The sequence below is a fragment of the Kitasatospora sp. MY 5-36 genome (assembly GCF_001182915.1).
In the GTDB taxonomy this organism is placed as follows: Bacteria; Actinomycetota; Actinomycetes; order Streptomycetales; family Streptomycetaceae; genus Kitasatospora.
The window spans coordinates 1-20,141 of sequence record NZ_LFVW01000169.1; the positions used below are offsets into that span (position 1 = coordinate 1).

Genomic DNA, 20,141 nt, shown 5'->3' on the forward strand with positions numbered 1-20,141 from the left:
TTCGGCGGGGGCGACGGGCAGGCTCCGGTGGGTGCCGGTGGCGGCGGCGGACGGGGTGCCCGTGGGAGCCGGGGCGGTGACGCCGCTGGGCGCCACGGCCAGGACCGGACGGAAGAACAGCTTGGCGGTGGTACCCACCTGGTCCGCCGCGTTCTGCTGGTTCCCGCCCTTGGGGATGTTCACGATGATCGTGTTGTCGCCCTGGGTCTGGACCTCCGCCTCGGAGACACCCATACCGTTGACGCGGCGCTCGATGATCCCGGTGGCGATGTCCATGTTGGACTTGGTGATCGCCTTGGGGTCGGTCGACTTCGCGGTCAGCGTGATGCTGGTGCCACCGGCGAGATCGATCCCGAGCCGGGGCTTGGTGGTGCCCGTCCCGAACATGAGGGCGACCAGTCCGACGGTGACGACCAGGATGAGGGCCAGCGCCCGCCCTGGGTAGCCGTCGCGCGGGCGCGACTTGGGTGTTGCCACCTTGCTCGTTTCTCCCTGTCCATGCCACTTCCCCGACCGGACCCCCGTCCGGCTCGTGGCGGGACAGGGGTCCGGCGGTTCTGCGGCCCTGAGGTCCTGTGGGCTCGCGGCACTGTGCCGCGCGGCCGGGCGGGTTGCCCGTCCGTACTACTTGCTCGCGGGAGCCCCGCCCTCGACGTCGCCCTTCTCGGCGCTGTCCTTGGAGAGCGACAGCGGCTTGTCCTCGACCGGCTCGGCGTCGGCCTCCTCGGCCTCCGGCTCGGGCAGCTCGTCATCGGCGGGGCGGCCGTTGATGATCGCGTCGTACTCCTGGGGGTCCAGGACGGCCGCGATGGCGCTCTTGGTGAAGTGGGTGACCACGCCGGGCGCGATCTCCAGCTCGACGGTCTCGTCGTTGACCGCCTTCACCTGGGCGTACAGACCGCCGATGGTGCGCACACCGGCCCCCGGCTCCAGCGCCGTCTGCATCTGCTGCATCTGCGACTGGCGCTTCTTCTGCGACCGGAACATGAGCACGATCGCGATGATCGGGAGGAGAAGGATGATGAGGTTCACTGCAGCCAGGGTCCTTTACGGGCCGCCGGCCGGCGGCCTGTGTGGTATTGGTCGGCCCGTCAGGTGAGAGGGGCGGTCCGGCGGAGTCTAGGCGACCCCGAATCGATCGGACAACGCCAAGCATCGCATCATGCCGCCGAAAGTGGCGACCCTCCGCCTGCACAGTTTCCCCGGACGCCACTCCCGGCTCTCCCGTGCGCCACCACGGGAGCACCGGCCGGGAACCGACCGGCCCGACTCACCCGTTCAGCCGATGGCGGTCAACTTTCGTCGGCGGGGAACAGCTCCGACTGCGCCGGAACACGCCCGCGAGTGGTCTGGACCGGCGGGGTCAGGCCGAGGTGCTGCCAGGCGGCCGCGGTGGCGATCCGGCCGCGCGGGGTGCGGGCGAGCAGGCCCTCGCGGACCAGGAAGGGCTCGGCGACCTCCTCGACCGTCTCCGACTCCTCACCCACGGCGACCGCCAGTGTCGACAAACCGACCGGACCGCCGCCGAACAGCCGCAGCAGCGCGTCCAGCACCGCGCGGTCCAGCCGGTCCAGCCCGCGGGCGTCCACCTCGTAGACGTCCAGCGCCTGGGCGGCGATCCCGGCGTCGACCACGCCGTCGTGCCGGACCTGGGCGTAGTCGCGGACCCGGCGCAGCAGCCGGTTGGCGATGCGCGGGGTGCCGCGCGAGCGCCCGGCGATCTCGGCCGCGCCGGCCGGGTCTATCTCCACGTCCAGCAGCGCGGCCGAGCGGTGCACCACCCGCTGGAGCTCGGCCGGGGCGTAGAACTCCATGTGCCCGGTGAAGCCGAAGCGGTCGCGCAGCGGGGGCGGCAGCAGGCCGGCCCGGGTGGTGGCGCCGACCAGGGTGAAGGGCGGCAGCTCCAGCGGGATGGCGGTGGCGCCCGGGCCCTTGCCGACGATCACGTCGACCCGGAAGTCCTCCATCGCCATGTAGAGCATCTCCTCGGCCGGCCGGGACATCCGGTGGATCTCGTCGAGGAAGAGCACCTCGCCCTCGGTGAGCGAGGAGAGGATCGCCGCGAGGTCCCCCGCGTGCTGGATGGCCGGGCCGGAGGTGATCCGGATCGGGGCGCCCAGCTCGGCGGCAATGATCATGGACAGGGTGGTCTTGCCGAGCCCGGGCGGGCCGCTCAGCAGCACGTGGTCGGGTGCGCTGCCGCGCTGGCGGGCGGCCTGGAGCACCAGCGACAGCTGCTCGCGCACCCGCTCCTGGCCGATGAACTCGTCCAGCAGCTTGGGGCGCAGCGCCGCCTCCACCGCCTGGTCCTCACCGTCGGCGGCGGCCGTGACCAGCCGGTCGGTGGGTTCCGGGTCGTACATCGTCGCGGGCTCCAGAGTCTCCGGTGTCGACAAAAGGACAGATCGTCAGTTGGTCAGCGGGCGCGGTTGAGGCCGCGCAGGGCGAGCCTGAGCAGGGCGCCGACGTCCGTCACCGCCTGCGCCTCGGCCTCCGGCGTGACGGCCGCGACCGCCTCGTCCGCCTCGCGCGGGGCGTAGCCGAGGCCGGTCAGCGCGGAGTGCAGCTGCTCGCTCCACGGCGCCGGGCCGCTCGCGACCGGCTTCTGCGCGGGCACCGCCCCGTGCGGGGCGCCGAGCTTGTCCTTGTACTCCAGCAGCAGCTTGGCCGCCTTGGCCTTGCCGATGCCCGGCACCGCGACCAGCGCCTTCTCGTCGCCGCCCGCGATCGCGGCGCGCAGCGCGTCGGGGCTGTGCACGCCCAGGATCGCCTGCGCCAGCTTGGGGCCGACGCCGGGCGCGGCCTGGAGGATCTCGAACACGGCGCGCTCGTCGTCGTCCGCGAAGCCGAACAGGGTCAGCGAGTCCTCCCGGACCACCAGCGAGGTGGCCAGCCGGGCCGGCTCGCCCAGCCGCAGCCCGGCCAGGGTGTTCGGGGTGCACTGCACGGCCATGCCGACCCCGCCGACCTCGACCACCGCGATCCCGGAGGAGATGGCCGCCACGGGCCCTTGCACGAAGGCGATCATCGGACGGTGCCTTTCGGAGGAGTGGAGCGGGAGGTGGCGCGGGCGGCCCGGACGGCGGCCTCCAGCCGGTTGGTCGCCCCGCCGCGCCAGATGTGGCAGATGGCCAGCGCCAGCGCGTCGGCGGCGTCGGCGGGCTTGGGCGGCGCGTCCAGCCGCAGCAGGCGCTGCACCATGGCGGTGACCTGCGCCTTGTCGGCCCGGCCGGAGCCGGTGACGGCGGCCTTGACCTCGCTGGGGGTGTGCAGGGTGACGGGGATGCCGCGCCGGGTGGCGCAGAGCATCGCGACGGCGCTGGCCTGGGCGGTGCCCATCACGGTGCGGACGTTGTGCTGGGCGAAGACCCGCTCGACGGCGACCAGGTCGGGCCGGTGCTCGTCCAGCCAGGCCTCGATGCCCTGCTCGACCTGGAGCAGCCGCTCCCCGATCTCCGCCTCGGCGGGGGTGCGCACCACACCGACCCCGGCCATCCGCAGCGGCCGGCCCGGCGCGCCCTCGACCACGCCGACCCCGCACCTGGTCAGCCCCGGGTCCACGCCCAGTACCCGCACCACTCGCCCGTCTCCCTGCCACTCGCCACGAAGGACCTCCGCAGGCTACCGCCCGGGTCCGACAACCCCGCCGACGACACCGGCCCGGTGGTCCAGGGACCACCGGGCCGGGCAGTGGGATCGATCACCCACCGACGATCACTGGGCGGTGATCACTCGGCGTCGAGCTGCGCGCCGACCTCGTCGGAGATGTCGAAGTTGGCGAAGACGTTCTGCACGTCGTCGCTGTCCTCGAGCGCGTCGATCAGCTTCAGGATCTTGCGGGCGCCGTCGACGTCCAGCTCGACCTGCATGCTGGGGAGGAAGTTGGCCTCGGCCGAGTCGTAGTCGACGCCGGCGTCGACCAGCGCGGTGCGCACGGCGACCATCTTCGAGGCCTCGGAGACGATCTCGAACGAGTCGCCGAGGTCGTTGATCTCCTCCGGCTCCTGGTCCAGGACGACCTCGAACAGCTTGTCCTCGTCCACGCCGTCGGCCTTGGGGACGATGACGACACCCTTGCGGGTGAACAGGTAGGAGACCGAGCCCGGGTCGGCCATCGAGCCGCCGTTGCGGGTCATCGCGACGCGCACGTCGGAGGCGGCGCGGTTGCGGTTGTCGGTGAGGCACTCGATCAGGACCGCGACACCGTTCGGGCCGTAGCCCTCGTACATGATGGTCTGGTAGTCGGCGCCGCCGGCCTCCAGACCGCCACCGCGCTTGACGGCGCGGTTGATGTTGTCGATCGGGACCGAGCTCTTCTTCGCCTTCTGGATGGCGTCGTAGAGGGTCGGGTTGCCCGCCGGGTCGGGTCCGCCGGTGCGCGCCGCCACCTCGATGTTCTTGATCATCTTGGCGAAGAGCTTGCCGCGCTTGGCGTCGATCACGGCCTTCTTGTGCTTGGTGGTAGCCCACTTAGAGTGGCCGGACATCGCCAGCTCCTTTACGTCGCCAAAGGGAAATGAACAGATGAGATCTTACCGGTGTCGCCGGCGGTGGGGCGCACACGGTGGGCGGCGGTCTACCGACCGGCGAGGTGCTCCTCGACCATCCGCACGAAGTACGCGTGGACCCGGTGGTCGCCGGTCAGCTCCGGGTGGAAGGAGGTGGCCAGCAGGTTGCCCTGGCGCACGGCGACGATCCGGCTCTCCGGGCCGTCCGCGGCGGGCAGCTCGGCCAGCACCTTGACGCCCGCGCCGACCCCCTCGACCCAGGGGGCGCGGATGAAGACGCCGTGCACCGGCGCGTCGTCCAGGCCCGCGAACTCGATCCCGGACTCGAAGGACTCGTTCTGGCGGCCGAAGGCGTTGCGGCGCACCGTCATGTCGATGCCGCCGACGGTCTGCTGGTCGTCGCGGCCGTCCAGGATCTTGTCCGCCAGCATGATCATGCCCGCGCAGGTGCCGTAGACCGGCATCCCGTCGGCGACCCGCTCGCGCAGCGGCTCCATCACGCCGAACAGCAGCGCCAGCTTGGACATGGTGGTGGACTCGCCGCCGGGGATCACCAGCGCGTCGACCTCGGCCAGCTCCTCGGCGCGGCGCACCGGACGGGCGAGCGCGTCGGCCTCGGCCAGCGCCACCAGGTGCTCGCGGACGTCGCCCTGGAGGGCGAGGACGCCGATGACAGGAGTGCTCACGGTCTTCAACCTCTATCGATCGTTACGACGGACTACGTGGCGCGGCCCGCCGCGCGCCGAGGCGCTGCGGCGGGCCGGCTCGGAAACTGCGGGTGGTTACCAGCCGCGGTTGGCGTAGCGCTCGGTCTCCGGCAGGGTGTCGCAGTTGATGCCGACCATGGCCTCGCCCAGGTTGCGGGAGGCGTCCGCGATGACCTTCGGGTCGTCGAAGAAGGTGGTGGCCTTCACGATCGCGGCGGCACGCTTGGCCGGGTCGCCCGACTTGAAGATGCCGGAGCCGACGAAGACGCCCTCGGCACCCAGCTGGCGCATCAGCGCGGCGTCGGCCGGGGTGGCCACGCCACCGGCGGAGAACAGCACGACCGGCAGCTTGCCGAGCTCGGCGACCTCCTTGACCAGCTCGTACGGGGCGCGCAGCTCCTTGGCGGCGGCGAACAGCTCGTTGTTGTCCAGCGCGCGCAGCTTGCCGATCTCGTTCTTGATCTGGCGCAGGTGGCGGACGGCCTCGACGACGTTGCCGGTGCCGGCCTCGCCCTTCGAGCGGATCATGGCCGCGCCCTCGGCGATGCGGCGCAGGGCCTCGCCCAGGTTGGTGGCGCCGCAGACGAAGGGGGTGGTGAAGGCCCACTTGTCCGAGTGGTTGACCTCGTCGGCCGGGGTCAGCACCTCGGACTCGTCGATGTAGTCGACGCCCAGCGACTGGAGCACCTGGGCCTCGACGAAGTGGCCGATGCGGGACTTGGCCATCACCGGGATGGAGACCGCCTCGATGATCTCCTCGATCATGTTGGGGTCGGACATGCGGGCCACGCCGCCGTCCTTGCGGATGTCGGCCGGAACCCGCTCCAGGGCCATGACGGCCACGGCGCCGGCGTCCTCGGCGATCTTGGCCTGCTCGGCGTTGACCACGTCCATGATCACACCGCCCTTGAGCTGCTCGGCCATGCCGCGCTTGACCCGGGCGGTGCCGATCTGCGGCTGGTCTGCGGTGGTGGGGGTCGTGGACACGTGAGACCTCACTCGAAGATGAATCAGTGCTATCGCCCTATGGTAGGCAGACCGGATGGCCCACTCATGCGCCACCAAGTCCAGCCAGGACGACGGGACACGACAAACGGGCCGTATCCGGGGGACACCTTAAGCAGGCGCCCCTTCGGGCGTGAGAGCGGGCGGCGGTGCATCGTCCATCTCGAACGCCAACGGGAACGGCGCCTTCCCCGCCAACCGGAAGTACCGCACCAGCCGGTGCTCGCGCACCGCCCGCGCCGCCCGCACCGCGTCGTTGTGGAACCGGCGGGCCATCGGCACCCGCCGCACCGCGGCCGTCAGCTCACGAACCGCGTCCTCGCCACCCGGCTCCGCCACCAGCGCCGCCATCTGCTCCGGCTCCTCGAACACCGCCCGCAGCGCCAGGCTCAACTGGCTCTCCGCCACCTCGCGCTGCTCGTCATCGGCCTGCCGGGCCGCGTGCGCCGCGTCCAGCAGCAGCAGCGAGGCCGCCGGATCCAGCAGCGAGGACGTCGCCAGCTCCATCGCCACCGAGGCCCGGCGCACCAGCTGCGCGTCCAGCGCCGCCCGCGCCGCGTCGATCCGGGCGTGCAGCCGGTCCAACCGACCGGCCGTCCAACTCAGGTACATGCCGAACAGCACCACGGCCACGCCGGCCCAGATCCAGGTAGTCACGGGCCGCTACGTTACCCGGTGTCACCGGTTCAGCCCCGGGCGGTCGCGTTCCGGTAGCTCTCCCGGTCGATGTCCGCGATGTTCACCGCCGTGAACAGCCGGGTGCCCGGCCTCGGCCGGACGAACCGCGCCAGCAGCGCCAGCACGCCCTCGCTCAGCGCCGCCTTCGCCTCCGGCGAACGGCCCGGGAAGATCTGGAACTCCACGAACACCTGGGTGTCGCCGGCCGCCCCGCTGGTCCCGACCACCAGCAGCTCGCTCTGCCGGAACACCGTCTTGCAGGACTCCGGCTTCGCGTCGATCGTCGCCTCGGCCAGCCGGTTGATCGCCAGGCCGAGGCCCCGGCGGTCGAAGGTTCCGGCCAGGTCGGCCGAGTAGTCGACGGAGATCTGCGGCATCGTCGCCCCCGTGGATCGCAGTGGTACGGACGCCCGACCCTAACCCCACCGGCCCCGGGGATCAGTCCCGGGCCAGCCCGAACCGGCCGCGCCGACCGCTGCGCACGTCCTCCTCGACCACCGCCGCCTGGCCCGCCGTCACCGTCTCGTACACCGCCAGGATGTCCGCGCCGACCGTCGACCAGTCGAACCGCCGCACGTGCCGCGAAGCCGCCTCCCGCAGCTCCTCCAGCCGCGCCGGATCACCCAGCAGCCGCAGCGCCGTACGGGCCAGCGCGTCCGCGTCCTCCACCGGGAACAGCTCGCCCGCGTCCCCGCCGTCCAGTACCTGCTTGAACGCGTCCAGGTCGCTCGCCAGCACCGGCGCACCCGCGGACATCGCCTCGACCAGGATGATCCCGAAGCTCTCGCCCCCGGTGTTCGGCGCCACGTACAGGTCCACGCTGCGCAGCAGCCGGGCCTTGTCCCGGTCGCTCACCATGCCGAGGAACTCCACCTGCCGGCGCACCTCCGGCGCCAGGCCCGCGACCGCCTCCTCCTCGTCGCCCTTGCCCGCCACCAGCAGCCGCACCCCCGGCCGCTCCGCCAGGATCCTCGGCAGCGCCGCCAGCAGCGTCGGCAGGCCCTTGCGCGGCTCGTTGATCCGGCCGATGAAGCCGATCGTGCCCGGCTCCCCCTTCGCCGCACCGCCCGTCCAGCGCTCGTCCGGCTCGGCCTCCGCGAAGAAGCCCACGTCCACGCCGTTGGGGATCACCACCGCGTCCCCGCCCAGGTGCTCCACCAGGGTGCGCCGGGCGTACTCCGACACCGCGATCCGGGCCCGGATCTTCTCCAGCCCCGGCTGGAGGATCGGCGAGGCCGCGATCATCATCCGGGACCGCGGGTTGGAGGTGTGGAACGTCCCCACCATCGGCCCGGTCGCCGACCAGGCGGCCAGCATCGACAGGCTCGGCGCGGCCGGCTCGTGCACGTGCAGGATGTCGAAACGGCCGTCGTGCAGCCACCGCCGCACCCGCGCCGCCGACAGGATGCCGAAGCTCAGCCGCGCCACCGACCCGTTGTACGGCACCGCCACCGCCCGCCCGGCCGGGACCACGTACGGCGGCAGCGCCTCGTCGTCCTCGGCCGGCGCCAGCACCGACACCTCGTGCCCCAGGCCGATCAGGTGCTCGGCCAGGTCCCGGATGTGGAACTGCACCCCACCGGGGACGTCCCAGTCGTACGGGCAGACGATGCCGATCTTCACGGGTTCCTCAAGCTCCTTCGGACGGTCGTGCGGGCGGGACGGCGGAACGGATCAGGACCCGGAGGCCTCGGCCACCGGCTCCGGGGCCCCCTCCGCGCGCTCCGCGGGCGCCGCCTTCACCGTCTCACGGACCGGCAGGTCGGCGAGCCAGAACCTCTGCAGCATGTGCCAGTCCTGCGGGTGCTCGCGGATGCCCCGCTCCCACACCCCCGCCATCGCCTGGGTCATCGCCCGGGTGCGCTCCTTGCGGTCGCCCTCCTCGGGCACCGGCACCTCCGGGTGGATCCGGCCCCGCAGCACCGGACCGTCGTACCAGAGCGTCACCGGCATCAGCGCCGCCCCGGTCCGCTGGCACAGCGCCGCCGGACCGGCCGGCATCCGGGTCTCCTCACCGAAGAACGTCACCCCGATACCCGCCTCCGACAGGTCCCGGTCCCCCACCAGGCAGACCAGCCGGCCCTCGCGCAGCCGCCGCGCCAACGTCCCGATCACGTTCACCGAACCGCCGGTCAGCGCCAGGACCTCCATGCCCTGGCCCTCCCGGAACTCCACGAACCGGTCGAACAGCCGCTCCGGCTTCAACCGCTCCGCGACCGTGGTGAACGGGTAGCCCTGCTGCGCCACCCAGGTCCCCGCGAGGTCCCAGTTGCCCATGTGCGGCAGCGCTATCACCGCGCCCCGACCGGCCTCCAGCGTCTCCCGCAGGTGCTCGAAGCCGTCCACCTGGACATCCCGGGCCACCCGCTCCCGGCTCCACACCGGCAGCCGGAACGACTCCATCCAGTACCGCAGGTACGAGCGCATCCCGGCCCGCGACAGCTCCCGCATCGCGGCCTCGTCCAAGCCCGGACGGACCCGGCGCAGGTTCGCCTCCAACTGGAGCACCCGCTTGCCGCGCTTGCGCCACGCGTAGTCCGCCAGCAGGTCGAACAGCCCCGCGGCCACCCGCTCCGGCAGGTGCTTCAGCAGCCCCCACCCCAGCGCGTACGCCCAGTACACCAGTCGGTCCGTCACCGCAGGACGCCCCCCATCAGCTCCCGGCCGCCGCTCGGTCGGCCTCGAACGCCTCCCGGCGCACGGTCAGCATGCGCTGGAACACCGTCACCAGGCTGCCCGCCGCCACCAGCCACAGCGCCACCGGCAGCAGCCACTCCACGTACGGCACACCGAACGTGTGCAGACCCGCGACCCCGGCCGCCACCAGGCTGGCCACCAGCCGCTCGGCCCGCTCCACCAGCCCCGACACGTCGCACGGCAGGCCCTGGCTCTCCGCCCGCGCCTTCGTGTACGACACCACCAGACCGCTCGCCAGGCAGAAGATCGCCACCGCGCAGAGCAGGTTGTCGTCACCCTTGCCCGCGTACCACATCGCCAGACCACCGAAGATCGCCGCGTCCGCGACCCGGTCCAGGGTGGAGTCCAGGAACGCCCCCCACTTCGAGGTCCGGCCCAACTGGCGGGCCATGTTCCCGTCGACCAGGTCCGAGAAGATGAACAGCGTGATCGTGATGGTGCCCCAGAAAAACTCCCCGCGCGGGAAGAACACCAGCGCGCCGGCCACCGAACCGGCGGTACCGATCAGCGTCACGGCGTCCGGACTCACACCGAGGCGGATCAGGAACGCGGCGAACGGGGTCAGGACACGTGTGAAGAAGGCACGCGCGTATTTGTTGAGCATGGCCTTCCCAGCCGCTCCGATCTCCCAGATACCGCCTGGCGCGGAACGCGCGGCAGACGGCCGGGCGGATCAGCCCGTCCGGCCCACCCATCGTAGCCACGCCGGAGACACGCTCCGGCGCACGCACCGCCGGGTCGGCGCCCCCGCCACCACCCACACACGGACCGTCACCGACCGGCCCCTACGACACGCGCCCCGCAGAACCCGACCCTAGACTGCCAAAGACAGCCTCGGCGCCACGGGAGGAGACCCCGATGCCCGATCGCAGCACGGCACGAGCCGGCCAGGCACCCCCCGTCAACGGCCCGAAGGACCTGCGCAACGTCGTCCTCATCGGCCCCAGCGGTGTGGGCAAGACCACCCTCGCCGAATCCCTCGCCCTCGCCTCCGGCGCCACCGGCCGGGCCGGCCGCGTCACCGACGGCACCACCGTCTCCGACCACGAGGACATCGAGCACCAGCAGCAGCGCTCCGTCCAGCTCGCGCTCCTCCCCCTCGAATGGAAGGGCGTCAAGATCAACCTGATCGACCCGCCCGGCCACCCCGACTTCACCGCCGACCTGCGCGCCGCCCTGCACGCCGCCGACGCCGCCGTCTTCGTCGTCTCCGCCACCGACCCGGTCACCGCCCCCACCCGCGCCCTGTGGCGCGAATGCGCCGCCGAAGGCATCCCCCGCGCCATCGCCGTCGCCAAACTCGACCTCGCCCACACCGGCTTCGACGACATCCTCACCGCCTGCCACGACGCCTTCGACCTCGGCCCGGACACCCTCCGCCCGCTCTTCCTGCCCGTCCTCCACGACGGACACCCCGACGGCAGCGTCGACCTCCTCACCGGCGACACCTACGGCGACACCGACCCCCTCCCCGACACCGCCCCCGCCCACGACAGCCTCGTCGAGGCCATCTCCGGCCAGGACGACACCCTCATGGAGCGCTACCTCTCCGGCGACCCCCTCGACACCGACTCCCTCGAAGCCGGCCTGCGCCGCGAAGTCCTCTCCTGCACCCTCCACCCCGCCGTCCCCACCAGCGAGAACGGCCTCGGCGCCGCCGAACTCCTCGACCTCATCGCCCACACCTTCCCCGACCCCACCGAACGCACCCGCCCCGCCCCCGCCTGCGACCCCGACGCCCCACTCGCCGCCCAGGTCGTCCGCGTCACCGGCGACGCCTACGTCGGCCGGATCAGCCTGCTGCGCCTCTACGCCGGCACGCTGCGCCCCGACACCCGGATCCACCTCACCGGCACCGCCCACACCGCCGACCAGAACGGCGACGAACGCGTCACCGCCCTCACCAGCCCCTTCGGCAAACTCCAGCGCCCCGTCCCGCACGCCGTCGCCGGCGACCTCGTCTGCGCCGCCAAACTCACCACCGCCCGCGCCGGCGACACCGTCCACGACCCCGGCCACCCCGTCGAACTCGACGGCTGGAACCTCCCCGAACCGCTCCTCCCGATCGCCGTCGAAGCCCACAGCAAGGCCGACGACGACAAGCTCTCCCAGGCCCTCGCCCGCCTCACCGCCGAGGACCCGGCCCTACGCCTCGAACAGAACCCCGACACCCACCAGCTCGTCCTCTGGTGCACCGGCGAGGCCCACGCCGAGGTCGTCCTCGACCGCCTCCGCACCCGCCACGGCGTCCACGTCGACACCGTCGAACCCAAGGTCGCCCTGCGCGAGACCTTCGGCACCGCCGCCGCCGGCCACGGCCGCCTGGTCAAGCAATCCGGCGGCCACGGCCAGTACGCCATCTGCGACCTGGAGGTCGAACCGCTCCCGGCCGGCTCCGGCTTCGAGTTCCAGGAGCACGTCGTCGGCGGCGCCGTCCCCAAGCACTTCATCCCCTCCGTCGAGAAGGGCGTCCGCGCCCAGCTCGCCAAGGGCGTCGCCACCGGCCACCCGCTCGTCGACGTCCGGGTCACCCTCACCGACGGCAAGGCGCACTCCGTCGACTCCTCCGACGCGTCCTTCCAGAACGCCGCCGCCCTCGCCCTGCGCGACGCCGCCGAGCACGCCGTCATCCGCCTGCTCGAACCCGTCGCCGCCGTCAGCGTCCTGCTCCCCGACGACTACCTCGGCGCCGTCCTCGGCGACCTCTCCGCCCGCCGCGGCCGCGTCCTCGGCAGCGAGACCGGCGGCACCGGCCTCACCCTGCTGCGCGCCGAGGTCCCCGAACTCGAACTCGTCCGATACCCGGTCGACCTGCGCTCGCTCACCCACGGCACCGCCGAGTTCTCCCGCGCCTACCTGCGCCACGAGCCGATGCCCGCCGCCCTGGCCGAGCGCTACACCGACTGAGCGGCCCCACGCCCGACCACGGCCGGACGGGTCTACGGCCGGACGGGCTTCCGGGCCGGCAGCGCGCACGCCGCCGTACCCCCCGGCATCCGGTGCCGGTTGCGCGCCACCCAGCGGTAGACAACCCCCGCCACCGGCCGCACCGGCGCCGCCGTCAACACCGCGCCCAGATATGCCCACGCCCCGCCGGAGCGCATCAGCAGCCGCGCAACCCCCTGCGCGCCCCCGTACACCCGGCCGGTCGGCGTCACCCAGAGCACCTCGCGCTCCGCCCGCTCCGCCGACACCTCGCCCCGCCCGCCCGCACGCCCGTCCAGCCCCGCCAGGTCCGCGAACTGGAACGGCACCGCCTCCCAGCCCCCCGAGGCCAGCGTCTGCCGCAGGTACCGCTCCGCCCAGCGCACGCAGGACGAGCAGAACGAACAGTCCCCGTCGAAGACCAGCACCGGATCCTTCACGGCCGCGCCCCTTTCGTCACTCCCACCACCCATCCTGCCCCACCGCCCCCATCCCTCCCACGGCGGGCATCGACCCGCCCGAAGCTGGGCATCATGCCCCTCAGGCCTCCGGTGACGGTACTTCAGACGATCATCCGCGCGGGGGTGCCACGGCACGGTAACCTGCCGCTGACAAGGGGAGGAGGGGACGCCACCGTGACCACACTCGACATGACCCCGGGTGCGCAGATACCCCGGACCGACACCGGGCCGCAGACCGCCATCACCCAGGGACTCTCCTCGACCGCCTACCGCGACGGCGAGATCCAGGGCTTCGTCGGCGCCGTCACCGACGCCACCGCGAAGAAGGGCCGCTTCGCGCTCTTCCGCCCCAACCTCGGCGAGGCCTTCAGCAAGGCGCTGGTCTCCCGCGCCCTGGGCGGCGCCCGCAAACCCCTCGTCCCGGCCTTCGGGGTCGACACCCGCCAGGTCGTCGAGCACTGCCTGGCCGCCGAGGAACTGCGCAACACCCGCGACCGGCAGCTCAGCACCGTCTCCATCGCCACCGGCGTGCTCTTCCTCCCCGGCACCCTCGTCTGGCTCGGCGCCTTCCAGCTCCGCGCCTGGCTCAAGCGGGACAACCCGAAGAACGCGGCCGTCTACGGCGGCATCGTGCTCGCCGCGGCCGCCGCCCTCGCCGTCCTGCTCGCCCTGCGCCCGCCGGCCACCGGCTTCATCGGCGTCTACCTGCGCGTCACCATGCTCGCGCCGGTCATCGGCTGGTACCTCGCCCGCCGGATCGTCGAGCGCTCCGCCAAGGACCTGCGCAGCCGCTGGCAGGCCCTGGTCGAGGGCAGCGCCGTCGCCGCCACCGTCGCCAAGGCCGTCCCCCGGGACGACCTCGACAAGAAGGCCGCCGACCTGCGCGACAAGCTCGGCCGCCTGGACGCCGAGCAGGAGACCAACATCCACCACTACGCCGGCCCCAAGGGCATCCTCGGCGCCGGCCGCCGCTGGGGCGAATGGCGCCTCGCCGACACCCTCCCCCCCGCCGAGGGCCACGTCGACTTCCGCGCCTTCCACCCCTGGGACCTGATCCGCCGGATCTCCTCCCACCTGAAGGGCCTCGGCGTCAGCCACGTCGCCAACAGCGGCATGCCCAACGTCGCCATCAAGCAGTGGGTCGTCTTCGACATCGGCGAGGGCGCCGACGAGATCAGCCGCCCCGGCAACGCCGACATGGACGGCGACCGGATGCGCGACTTCGCCGTCCAGAGCGTCGCCGACAAGCAGACCTTCTCCGGCGGCCCCCGGCACTACCTCGCCACCCAGTTCATCACCCACGACGGCAAGCTGGTCCTCACCTTCACCGTCACCGTCACCCTGCTCGCCAACGTCCTCAACATCACCGTGTCCGGCTACGCGCTCGGCCCGGTCAAGGGCGTCTTCTTCGACAAGCCCAAGGACAAGGAGAAGTCGGTCGCCAAGACCGTGAAGTTCTGGGAGGAGCGCACCGTCAAGCTCCCCCTGATCGACAACGACGAGGTCGTCCGCCAGGCCGTCCGCGCCCCGTTCTACCGGATGCCCGGGCTGCTCACCTGGCTCGGCGGCGGACTCGGCCTGCCCGAGCCGTTCGGGCTGCGGCACATCTGGGCCGGCCGGGCCTGGGAGAACCGCTCCATGGTCGACAACGCCCAGAACGCCTCCGTCCCGGTGCTCGCCGCCGTCCACGCGGCCACGCTGGAGTTCCTGGAGGAGCACGACCTGGACGCCGACCGCTTCTTCAAGAACCGCACCTCGATCATCAAGTCCGAGGCGCAGAGCCCCCGCCCGTACGACGTCGACACCTTCAACGCCGGCTGACCCGCGGAACGCGGAAGGGCCCCACCGGGATCTCTTCGGTGGGGCCCTCTTGCGCTCGTGCTGTGGATCAGCCCTGCGGCCAGACCTCGGCCAGCATCTTCCGGGTGTCCGCCAGCAGCTGCGGCAGCACCTTGGTGTGGCCGACCACCGGCATGAAGTTGGTGTCCCCGCCCCAGCGCGGCACCACGTGCTGGTGCAGGTGCGCCGCGATCCCGGCCCCGGCCGCCGCGCCCTGGTTCATCCCGATGTTGAACCCGTGCGCCCCGGAGGCCGCCCGCAGCGCCGTCATCGCCTTCTTGGTGAAGTCCGCCAGCTCGGCCGTCTCGGCCTCGTCCAGGTCGGTGTAGTCGGCGACGTGCCGGTACGGGACCACCATCAGGTGCCCACCGTTGTACGGGTACAGGTTCAGCACCGCGAACACGGCACTCCCCCGGGCGATGACCAGCCCCTCCTCGTCGCTCAGCGACGGGATCGAGCAGAACGGACAACCGTCGTCCGGAGCCGGGCCGGTGGGCTTGTTCTCACCCTGGATGTACGCCATCCGATGAGGCGTCCACAAGCGGCGGAAGCCGTCCGGCTCGCCGACGCCCCGCTGAAGTTCCGGCTCAGTCGTCATGCTGATCAGCATATTCGCCCGACGGGGCTTGCAAAGCCGCGCGGGGCAGACTCATCGAGAGCCTGCCCCGCGCAACCCCGCGAACGCGGGGCCTACGGCACCTTCCTCCGGTGCGCGTTCCGAATTTTCGGATCACCCCCGCTCAGGCGGGGCCCACCTCACACCTGGATACGACGCGCCACAGCATCAACGATCTCGGCGATGGCCTCGTCACGGGGCACGCCGTTCTTCTGCTCGCCGTTGCGGTAGCGGAAGGACACCGCACCCGCCTCGACATCGTCGTTGCCCGCGATCAGCATGAACGGCGTCTTGGTCTTCTGTGCGTTGCGGATTTTCTTCTGCATGCGGTCGTCCGAGGTGTCGACCTCGACCCGGATCCCGTGCTTCTTGAGCTCGGCCGCGACCTCCAGCAGGTACGGCACGTGCTCGTCGGTGATCGGGATGCCGGTCACGGTGACGGGAGCCAGCCACGGCGGCATGGCGCCGGCGTAGTGCTCCAGCAGCACCGCGAAGAACCGCTCGATGCTGCCGAACAGCGCCCGGTGGATCATGACCGGCCGCTGACGCGAGCCGTCCGCCGCCGTGTACTCCAGGTCGAAGCGCTCGGGGAGGTTGAAATCCAACTGAATTGTCGACATCTGCCACGTCCGGCCGATGGCGTCCCGTGCCTGCACCGAGATCTTCGGGCCGTAGAAGGCCGCGCCGCCCGGGTCCGGCACCAGCGGCAGGCCCTGCTTCTCGGCCACGCTCGCCAGGACGGCGGTGGCCTCCTCCCAGGTCTCGTCGCTGCCGACGTACTTGACCGGGTCCTTGGTCGACAGCTCCAGGTAGAAGTCGGTCAGACCGTAGTCGCGGAGCAGGTTGAGCACGAAGGTCAGCGTGGAGTCGAGCTCCTCCGCCATCTGCTCGCGGGTGCAGTAGATGTGCGCGTCGTCCTGCGTGAAGCCGCGGGCACGGGTCAGGCCGTGCACGACGCCGGACTTCTCGTAGCGGTACACCGTCCCGAACTCGAAGAGGCGCAGCGGCAGTTCACGGTACGAGCGGCCGCGCGCGTCGAAGATCAGGTTGTGCATCGGGCAGTTCATCGGCTTGAGGTAGTAGTCCACGCCCTCGTCGAGCTGCATGGGCGGGTACATACCGTCCGCGTACCAGTCGAGGTGGCCGCTCTTCTCGAAGAGCTTCCCCTTGGTGGCGTGCGGGGTGTAGACGAACTCGTAGCCCTCCTCCTCGTGCCGCTTGCGCGAGTAGTCCTCCATGGCCCGGCGGATGATGCCGCCCTTGGGGTGGAAGACGGCGAGGCCGGAGCCGATCTCCTCGGGGATGGAGAAGAGGTCGAGCTCGTTGCCGAGCTTGCGGTGGTCGCGCTTCTCGGCCTCGACGAGGAAGTCGAGGTGGGCCTTGAGCTCGTCCTTGGTCGGCCAGGCGGTCCCGTAGATGCGCTGGAGCATCGGGTTCTTCTCGCTGCCGCGCCAGTAGGCGGCCGCGTTGCGCATCAGCTTGAACGCCGGGATGTGGCGGGTGCTGGGCAGGTGGGGGCCGCGGCAGAGGTCGCCCCAGCACTGGTCGCCGGTCTTGGCGTCCAGGTTGTCGTAGATGGTGAGCTCGCCGGCGCCCACCTCGACGTCGGCGCCCTCGCCGGCGGTGGCGGCGGAGCCCTTGAGGCCGATCAGCTCCAGCTTGTACGGCTCGGCGGCCAGCTCCTCGGCGGCGGCCTCGTCGGTGACCACGCGGCGGGAGAACTTCTGCCCGCGCTTGATGATCTCCTGCATGCGCTTCTCGATGGCCTTGAGGTCATCGGGGTGGAAGGGCTTCTCGACGTCGAAGTCGTAGTAGAAGCCGTCCTTGACCGGCGGGCCGATGCCGAGCTTGGCCTCGGGGTAGAGCTGCTGCACGGCCTGGGCCATGACGTGCGCGGTGGGGTGGCGCAGGATGTCGAGGCCGTCCTTGCTGCCGATCTCGACCGGCTCGACCTCGTCGCCGTCCTGGACGGCGTAGGCGAGGTCCTTGAGCTGGCCGCCGACGCGGGCGGCGATGATCGAGCGGTCGTCGGCGAAGAGCTCGGCGGCCGTGGTGCCCGTCGTCACCACGCGCTCTTCCCGATCGGGTTCGCGGCTGATGATTACCCGGACGTCCGTCACCGGTCTCTCCTGACGTGCTGGATTTCAGAGGACGCAACACTGCGCTGCGCGTGACGATGGTACCGAGAGCGCCGCCCCTGCCGTCCACCTACGCCCCTTCTCCCCCTTCCTCCGTCTTCTCTCCGAGCGACTTCAGCAGCCGCTCGCGGTCCCCGTCCTCCCAGCCGCGGAGCTCCAGTCCGTGCGGGCGGACGAGCCGGCGGAAGCCGTCGTGCCGGTCCAGCCGGCCGGAGACCCGGACGGGCAGGCCCGCGAGGTGGGCCTCGGCGGCGAGCCGGTAGTCGGGGTCGGGCAGGCGGAGCTTGAGCTCGCGGACGTCGGCGCCGGTCAGTACCCGGAGCCGTACCGAGCCCGGTCCGGCCGGGTCGGCGCGCTTGAGGCGGGTGACCACGCCGAGCACGGTGACGGCGATGGCGGGTTCGGTCCGTTCCAGCAGGTCGGCGGCCTCCGCCAGGGCGGGCAGGTCGCCGGGCGAGAAGTCGAGGTCGATCCGGCGGTCGCCGAAGCCGCCCGGTGTCCCGGCGGCGGGTGACCAGGCGACGCTGAGCCGGGCGGCGGTGGCGTCGCGCACCAGGTCCTCGACGGACCGGACGAGCTCGCGGCTGACCCCGGCCCGGACGGCGTTCCCGAAGGCCTCGGGCCCGCCGCTGACCCGCCGGTAGTCGACCGCGTCGCGCAGCGCCTCCAGGGCCCGGACCAGGGTGGTGACGGCGGCGCGGCCCTCGGGGGCGGGGGTGTGCGCGGTGAGGGCTGCGCCCTGTTCGACCAGCAGGACGCGGTCCAGGTAGTCCCCGGCGAGGCCGTCCAGCCGGGCTCCGAAGTAGCCGGCCCTGGTGCGGGCGGCCTTGGCGCCGGCGGCGAGCATCCCTCGGGCCGCCCCTCTGAGCCGCTCGGCCTCGTCCCAGGAGACGGTCCCGGCGGGACCGGGCGGCTCGCGGTGCCAGCGCAGTTCGTCGCCGGGGACGGCGAGGGCGAGCAGGATCGAGCGGGCGGAGGGGGTACGGGCGCGGGAGAGCGCGGCGACGGCGTCGGTGAGGAGTTCGACGGCGTCGTCGAAGCCGTCCCCGGCCGGGACGAGCAGGCTGGTGCCGGGCTCCTCGTCGGGCGGGGTCCAGCGTCCGTACCGGGCGGCCGGGCCGCCGCGGCGGACCCAGCCGTGCCGGGCGAGCAGGGTGGCCAGCACGGCGGGGTCGACGGCGGCCGGGTCGGGCAGGGGCCGGGCCGGCTCGCCCGGTGGGTACGGCGGTGTCATGGGTCCGGTTCCTCCCTGCCGCGGCCGGGCCGTCACGGGCTGCCGCCCGCGCCGATCCGGGCCATGATGTCGCAGAGCGCGCGGTCGTCGAAGACCTTGTCGGTGGGCACCCGGACGTTGGTGCGCCGCTGCCCGGTGACGGGGTGGCCGGCCAGGTTGACCCAGTAGCAGCAGTGCCGCAGTTCCAGGGCGTCCGGGCGGGCCCGCAGCCAGTGGTCGACCCGGCGCGGGAGCAGCATCACGACCAGGATCCGCGGCACGGCGACCCGGGGCCGGGCGAGCTTGCGCAGGTGGTCGTTGTCCAGGGTGAAGCTGAAGAACGGTCCGGCCGGGTCGGGCGCGACCTGCTGGGTGGCCTTGAGCTGGATCTTGACGGTGACCTCGTCGTCCACCTCGTGCGCCCGGGAGCCGTGGCTGACGTGCCAGTCGATGCCGTTGTCCGGGAACGGCTGGGAGAGCGAGCAGCCGGCCGCGGCGGCGACCGCGTGCAGGTAGCCGACCTGCAACGTCTCCATGCAGGCGGTGACCGCGAGGTTCCCCCGCGGTGCGGCCGCCGCCTCCTCGGGCTGCGGCTGGGTCAGTGCCATCGCCCCGTGGCCTCCCCCGGCTCGGGCCCGTCCCGGTGTCCGGACGGGTCGGTCGATTCGATCGGGACAGTCATGGGCAGGATCCCCGGTCGGGCTTGGGCCAAACGGGTTGAAGGGGCGTCAGAACCGGGTATCACCCGGGCGCAACGCTCGTCTGAGGGGCAGTCATGCAGCAGCACTGGTACACCGGCCCGCTCGCCTCCTTCGACACCGAGACGACCGGCGTGGACGTGGAGAACGACCGGATCGTCTCCGCCGCCCTGGTCGTCCAGCTCGCGCCGGGCGCACCGGCGCGGACCACCACCTGGCTCGCCGATCCGGGGGTTCCGATCCCGGACGGCGCCCGCGCGGTGCACGGCATCACCGACGAGCGGGTGCGCGCCCACGGGCGTCCGGCCCGCGCGGTGGTGGCGGAGGTCGCCCACGCGCTGGCGGCCGAGGCGCTGGCCGGGCATCCGGTGGTGGTGATGAACGCGCCCTACGACCTGACGCTGCTGGACCGGGAGCTGCGCCGTCATCACGGGCTGACGCTGGCCGGGGGGCCGGCGGCGGCCGGGCTGGTGGTGCTGGATCCGCGGGTGCTGGACAAGCACGTGGACCGCTACCGCAAGGGCCGCCGGACGCTGACCGACCTGTGCGCCCACTACGGCGTGGAGCTGGCCGGGGCGCACGACGCGGCGGCGGACGCGGCGGCGGCGCTGGCGCTGACCCGGCGGATCGGCGCCCGCTACCCGGCGGCGCTGGGC

The 20,141-nt window shown here is 72.3% G+C and carries 20 protein-coding genes and 1 pseudogene; 3 read left to right on the top strand and 18 right to left on the bottom strand.

Features of this window, described 5'->3' with window-relative positions:
- The 13 genes and pseudogenes from AE652_RS12750 to pgsA all read right to left on the bottom strand — a co-directional run.
- Positions 1-477: pseudogene (locus AE652_RS12750) on the bottom strand (protein translocase subunit SecD); the annotation flags it as partial.
- Between the two features lie 147 nt (positions 478-624).
- Complete coding sequence (yajC, locus tag AE652_RS43095) at positions 625-1,032, bottom strand: preprotein translocase subunit YajC (protein ID WP_053112055.1); 408 nt, start codon at positions 1,030-1,032, stop codon at positions 625-627.
- A 260-nt stretch (positions 1,033-1,292) separates the two neighbouring features.
- Positions 1,293-2,363 carry a Holliday junction branch migration DNA helicase RuvB gene (gene ruvB, locus AE652_RS12760; protein WP_049651426.1) on the bottom strand — a complete coding sequence of 357 codons (1,071 nt, stop codon included), beginning with the start codon at positions 2,361-2,363 and terminating at the stop codon, positions 1,293-1,295.
- A 53-nt stretch (positions 2,364-2,416) separates the two neighbouring features.
- A complete protein-coding gene (ruvA, locus tag AE652_RS12765) occupies positions 2,417-3,028 on the bottom strand; it encodes a Holliday junction branch migration protein RuvA (protein WP_049651427.1) in 612 nt (203 codons plus the stop codon).
- Positions 3,025-3,576, bottom strand: coding sequence for a crossover junction endodeoxyribonuclease RuvC (gene ruvC, locus AE652_RS12770; protein ID WP_049651444.1), 552 nt, complete (start codon positions 3,574-3,576; stop codon positions 3,025-3,027). The genes ruvA and ruvC overlap by 4 nt, the downstream gene beginning before the upstream one ends.
- Positions 3,577-3,728: 152 nt before the next feature.
- Positions 3,729-4,487, bottom strand: a complete 759-nt coding sequence (locus tag AE652_RS12775; RefSeq protein ID WP_049651428.1) for a YebC/PmpR family DNA-binding transcriptional regulator — start codon at positions 4,485-4,487, stop codon at positions 3,729-3,731.
- 89 nt (positions 4,488-4,576) lie between these two features.
- Positions 4,577-5,194, bottom strand: a complete 618-nt coding sequence (gene pdxT, locus AE652_RS12780; RefSeq protein WP_049651445.1) for a pyridoxal 5'-phosphate synthase glutaminase subunit PdxT — start codon at positions 5,192-5,194, stop codon at positions 4,577-4,579.
- Between the two features lie 96 nt (positions 5,195-5,290).
- Positions 5,291-6,202: a pyridoxal 5'-phosphate synthase lyase subunit PdxS gene (gene pdxS, locus AE652_RS12785; protein WP_049651429.1), complete on the bottom strand. Its 912-nt coding sequence runs from the start codon at positions 6,200-6,202 to the stop codon at positions 5,291-5,293.
- A gap of 129 nt (positions 6,203-6,331) precedes the next feature.
- Entirely contained in the window at positions 6,332-6,877 is a 546-nt protein-coding gene (locus tag AE652_RS12790) for a membrane protein (RefSeq protein ID WP_049651430.1), read from the bottom strand.
- Positions 6,878-6,906: 29 nt separating this feature from the next.
- Positions 6,907-7,275 (bottom strand): 5-carboxymethyl-2-hydroxymuconate Delta-isomerase, encoded by a 369-nt coding sequence (locus tag AE652_RS12795; RefSeq protein ID WP_049651431.1) that lies wholly within the window; start codon positions 7,273-7,275, stop codon positions 6,907-6,909.
- Positions 7,276-7,336: 61 nt separating this feature from the next.
- Positions 7,337-8,521: a glycosyltransferase family 4 protein gene (locus AE652_RS12800; RefSeq protein WP_049651432.1), complete on the bottom strand. Its 1,185-nt coding sequence runs from the start codon at positions 8,519-8,521 to the stop codon at positions 7,337-7,339.
- A 51-nt stretch (positions 8,522-8,572) separates the two neighbouring features.
- Positions 8,573-9,535, bottom strand: a complete 963-nt coding sequence (locus AE652_RS12805) for a phosphatidylinositol mannoside acyltransferase (RefSeq protein ID WP_049651433.1) — start codon at positions 9,533-9,535, stop codon at positions 8,573-8,575.
- Positions 9,536-9,551: 16 nt separating this feature from the next.
- The gene (gene pgsA, locus AE652_RS12810; RefSeq protein WP_049651434.1) at positions 9,552-10,199 is read right to left on the bottom strand and encodes a phosphatidylinositol phosphate synthase; all 648 of its coding nucleotides are present in this window, start codon (positions 10,197-10,199) and stop codon (positions 9,552-9,554) included.
- A 254-nt stretch (positions 10,200-10,453) separates the two neighbouring features.
- On the opposite strand from pgsA, the gene AE652_RS12815 reads away from it, so the two are divergent.
- Positions 10,454-12,502, top strand: a complete 2,049-nt coding sequence (locus AE652_RS12815) for an elongation factor G-like protein EF-G2 (protein WP_049651435.1) — start codon at positions 10,454-10,456, stop codon at positions 12,500-12,502.
- A gap of 32 nt (positions 12,503-12,534) precedes the next feature.
- Here AE652_RS12815 and AE652_RS12820 read toward each other — a convergent pair whose 3' ends face one another.
- Positions 12,535-12,960 carry a thiol-disulfide oxidoreductase DCC family protein gene (locus AE652_RS12820; RefSeq protein ID WP_234348356.1) on the bottom strand — a complete coding sequence of 142 codons (426 nt, stop codon included), beginning with the start codon at positions 12,958-12,960 and terminating at the stop codon, positions 12,535-12,537.
- Between the two features lie 195 nt (positions 12,961-13,155).
- Between AE652_RS12820 and AE652_RS12825 the strand changes: the two genes are divergently transcribed.
- Positions 13,156-14,802, top strand: coding sequence for a hypothetical protein (locus tag AE652_RS12825; protein ID WP_159028441.1), 1,647 nt, complete (start codon positions 13,156-13,158; stop codon positions 14,800-14,802).
- A gap of 67 nt (positions 14,803-14,869) precedes the next feature.
- On the opposite strand, the gene AE652_RS12830 is transcribed toward AE652_RS12825, so the two are convergent.
- The 4 genes from AE652_RS12830 to AE652_RS12845 all read right to left on the bottom strand — a co-directional run bounded on the left by AE652_RS12830 (position 14,870) and on the right by AE652_RS12845 (position 19,395).
- Positions 14,870-15,430, bottom strand: coding sequence for an HIT domain-containing protein (locus AE652_RS12830; RefSeq protein ID WP_049651438.1), 561 nt, complete (start codon positions 15,428-15,430; stop codon positions 14,870-14,872).
- Between the two features lie 146 nt (positions 15,431-15,576).
- Entirely contained in the window at positions 15,577-17,556 is a 1,980-nt protein-coding gene (gene thrS, locus AE652_RS12835) for a threonine--tRNA ligase (RefSeq protein ID WP_049651439.1), read from the bottom strand.
- Positions 17,557-17,644: 88 nt separating this feature from the next.
- Positions 17,645-18,808 (bottom strand): hypothetical protein, encoded by a 1,164-nt coding sequence (locus AE652_RS12840; RefSeq protein ID WP_049651440.1) that lies wholly within the window; start codon positions 18,806-18,808, stop codon positions 17,645-17,647.
- Positions 18,809-18,840: 32 nt separating this feature from the next.
- Positions 18,841-19,395, bottom strand: a complete 555-nt coding sequence (locus AE652_RS12845; RefSeq protein WP_049651441.1) for a DUF4365 domain-containing protein — start codon at positions 19,393-19,395, stop codon at positions 18,841-18,843.
- Between the two features lie 167 nt (positions 19,396-19,562).
- On the opposite strand from AE652_RS12845, the gene AE652_RS12850 reads away from it, so the two are divergent.
- The coding region (locus tag AE652_RS12850) for an exonuclease domain-containing protein (RefSeq protein WP_049651442.1) at positions 19,563-20,141 on the top strand (579 nt) is incomplete at its 3' end.

Excerpts from the sequence above, each read along its gene's own strand:
- AE652_RS12775 (WP_049651428.1), bottom strand. The coding sequence starts at position 4,487 with ATGTCCGGCCACTCTAAGTGGGCTACCACCAAGCACAAGAAGGCCGTG.
- ruvB (WP_049651426.1), bottom strand. The coding sequence starts at position 2,363 with ATGTACGACCCGGAACCCACCGACCGGCTGGTCACGGCCGCCGCCGAC.
- AE652_RS12815 (WP_049651435.1), top strand. The coding sequence starts at position 10,454 with ATGCCCGATCGCAGCACGGCACGAGCCGGCCAGGCACCCCCCGTCAAC.
- AE652_RS12845 (WP_049651441.1), bottom strand. The coding sequence starts at position 19,395 with ATGGCACTGACCCAGCCGCAGCCCGAGGAGGCGGCGGCCGCACCGCGG.
- AE652_RS12795 (WP_049651431.1), bottom strand. The coding sequence starts at position 7,275 with ATGCCGCAGATCTCCGTCGACTACTCGGCCGACCTGGCCGGAACCTTC.
- AE652_RS12830 (WP_049651438.1), bottom strand. The coding sequence starts at position 15,430 with ATGCTGATCAGCATGACGACTGAGCCGGAACTTCAGCGGGGCGTCGGC.
- pgsA (WP_049651434.1), bottom strand. The coding sequence starts at position 10,199 with ATGCTCAACAAATACGCGCGTGCCTTCTTCACACGTGTCCTGACCCCG.
- AE652_RS12840 (WP_049651440.1), bottom strand. The coding sequence starts at position 18,808 with ATGACACCGCCGTACCCACCGGGCGAGCCGGCCCGGCCCCTGCCCGAC.
- ruvA (WP_049651427.1), bottom strand. The coding sequence starts at position 3,028 with ATGATCGCCTTCGTGCAAGGGCCCGTGGCGGCCATCTCCTCCGGGATC.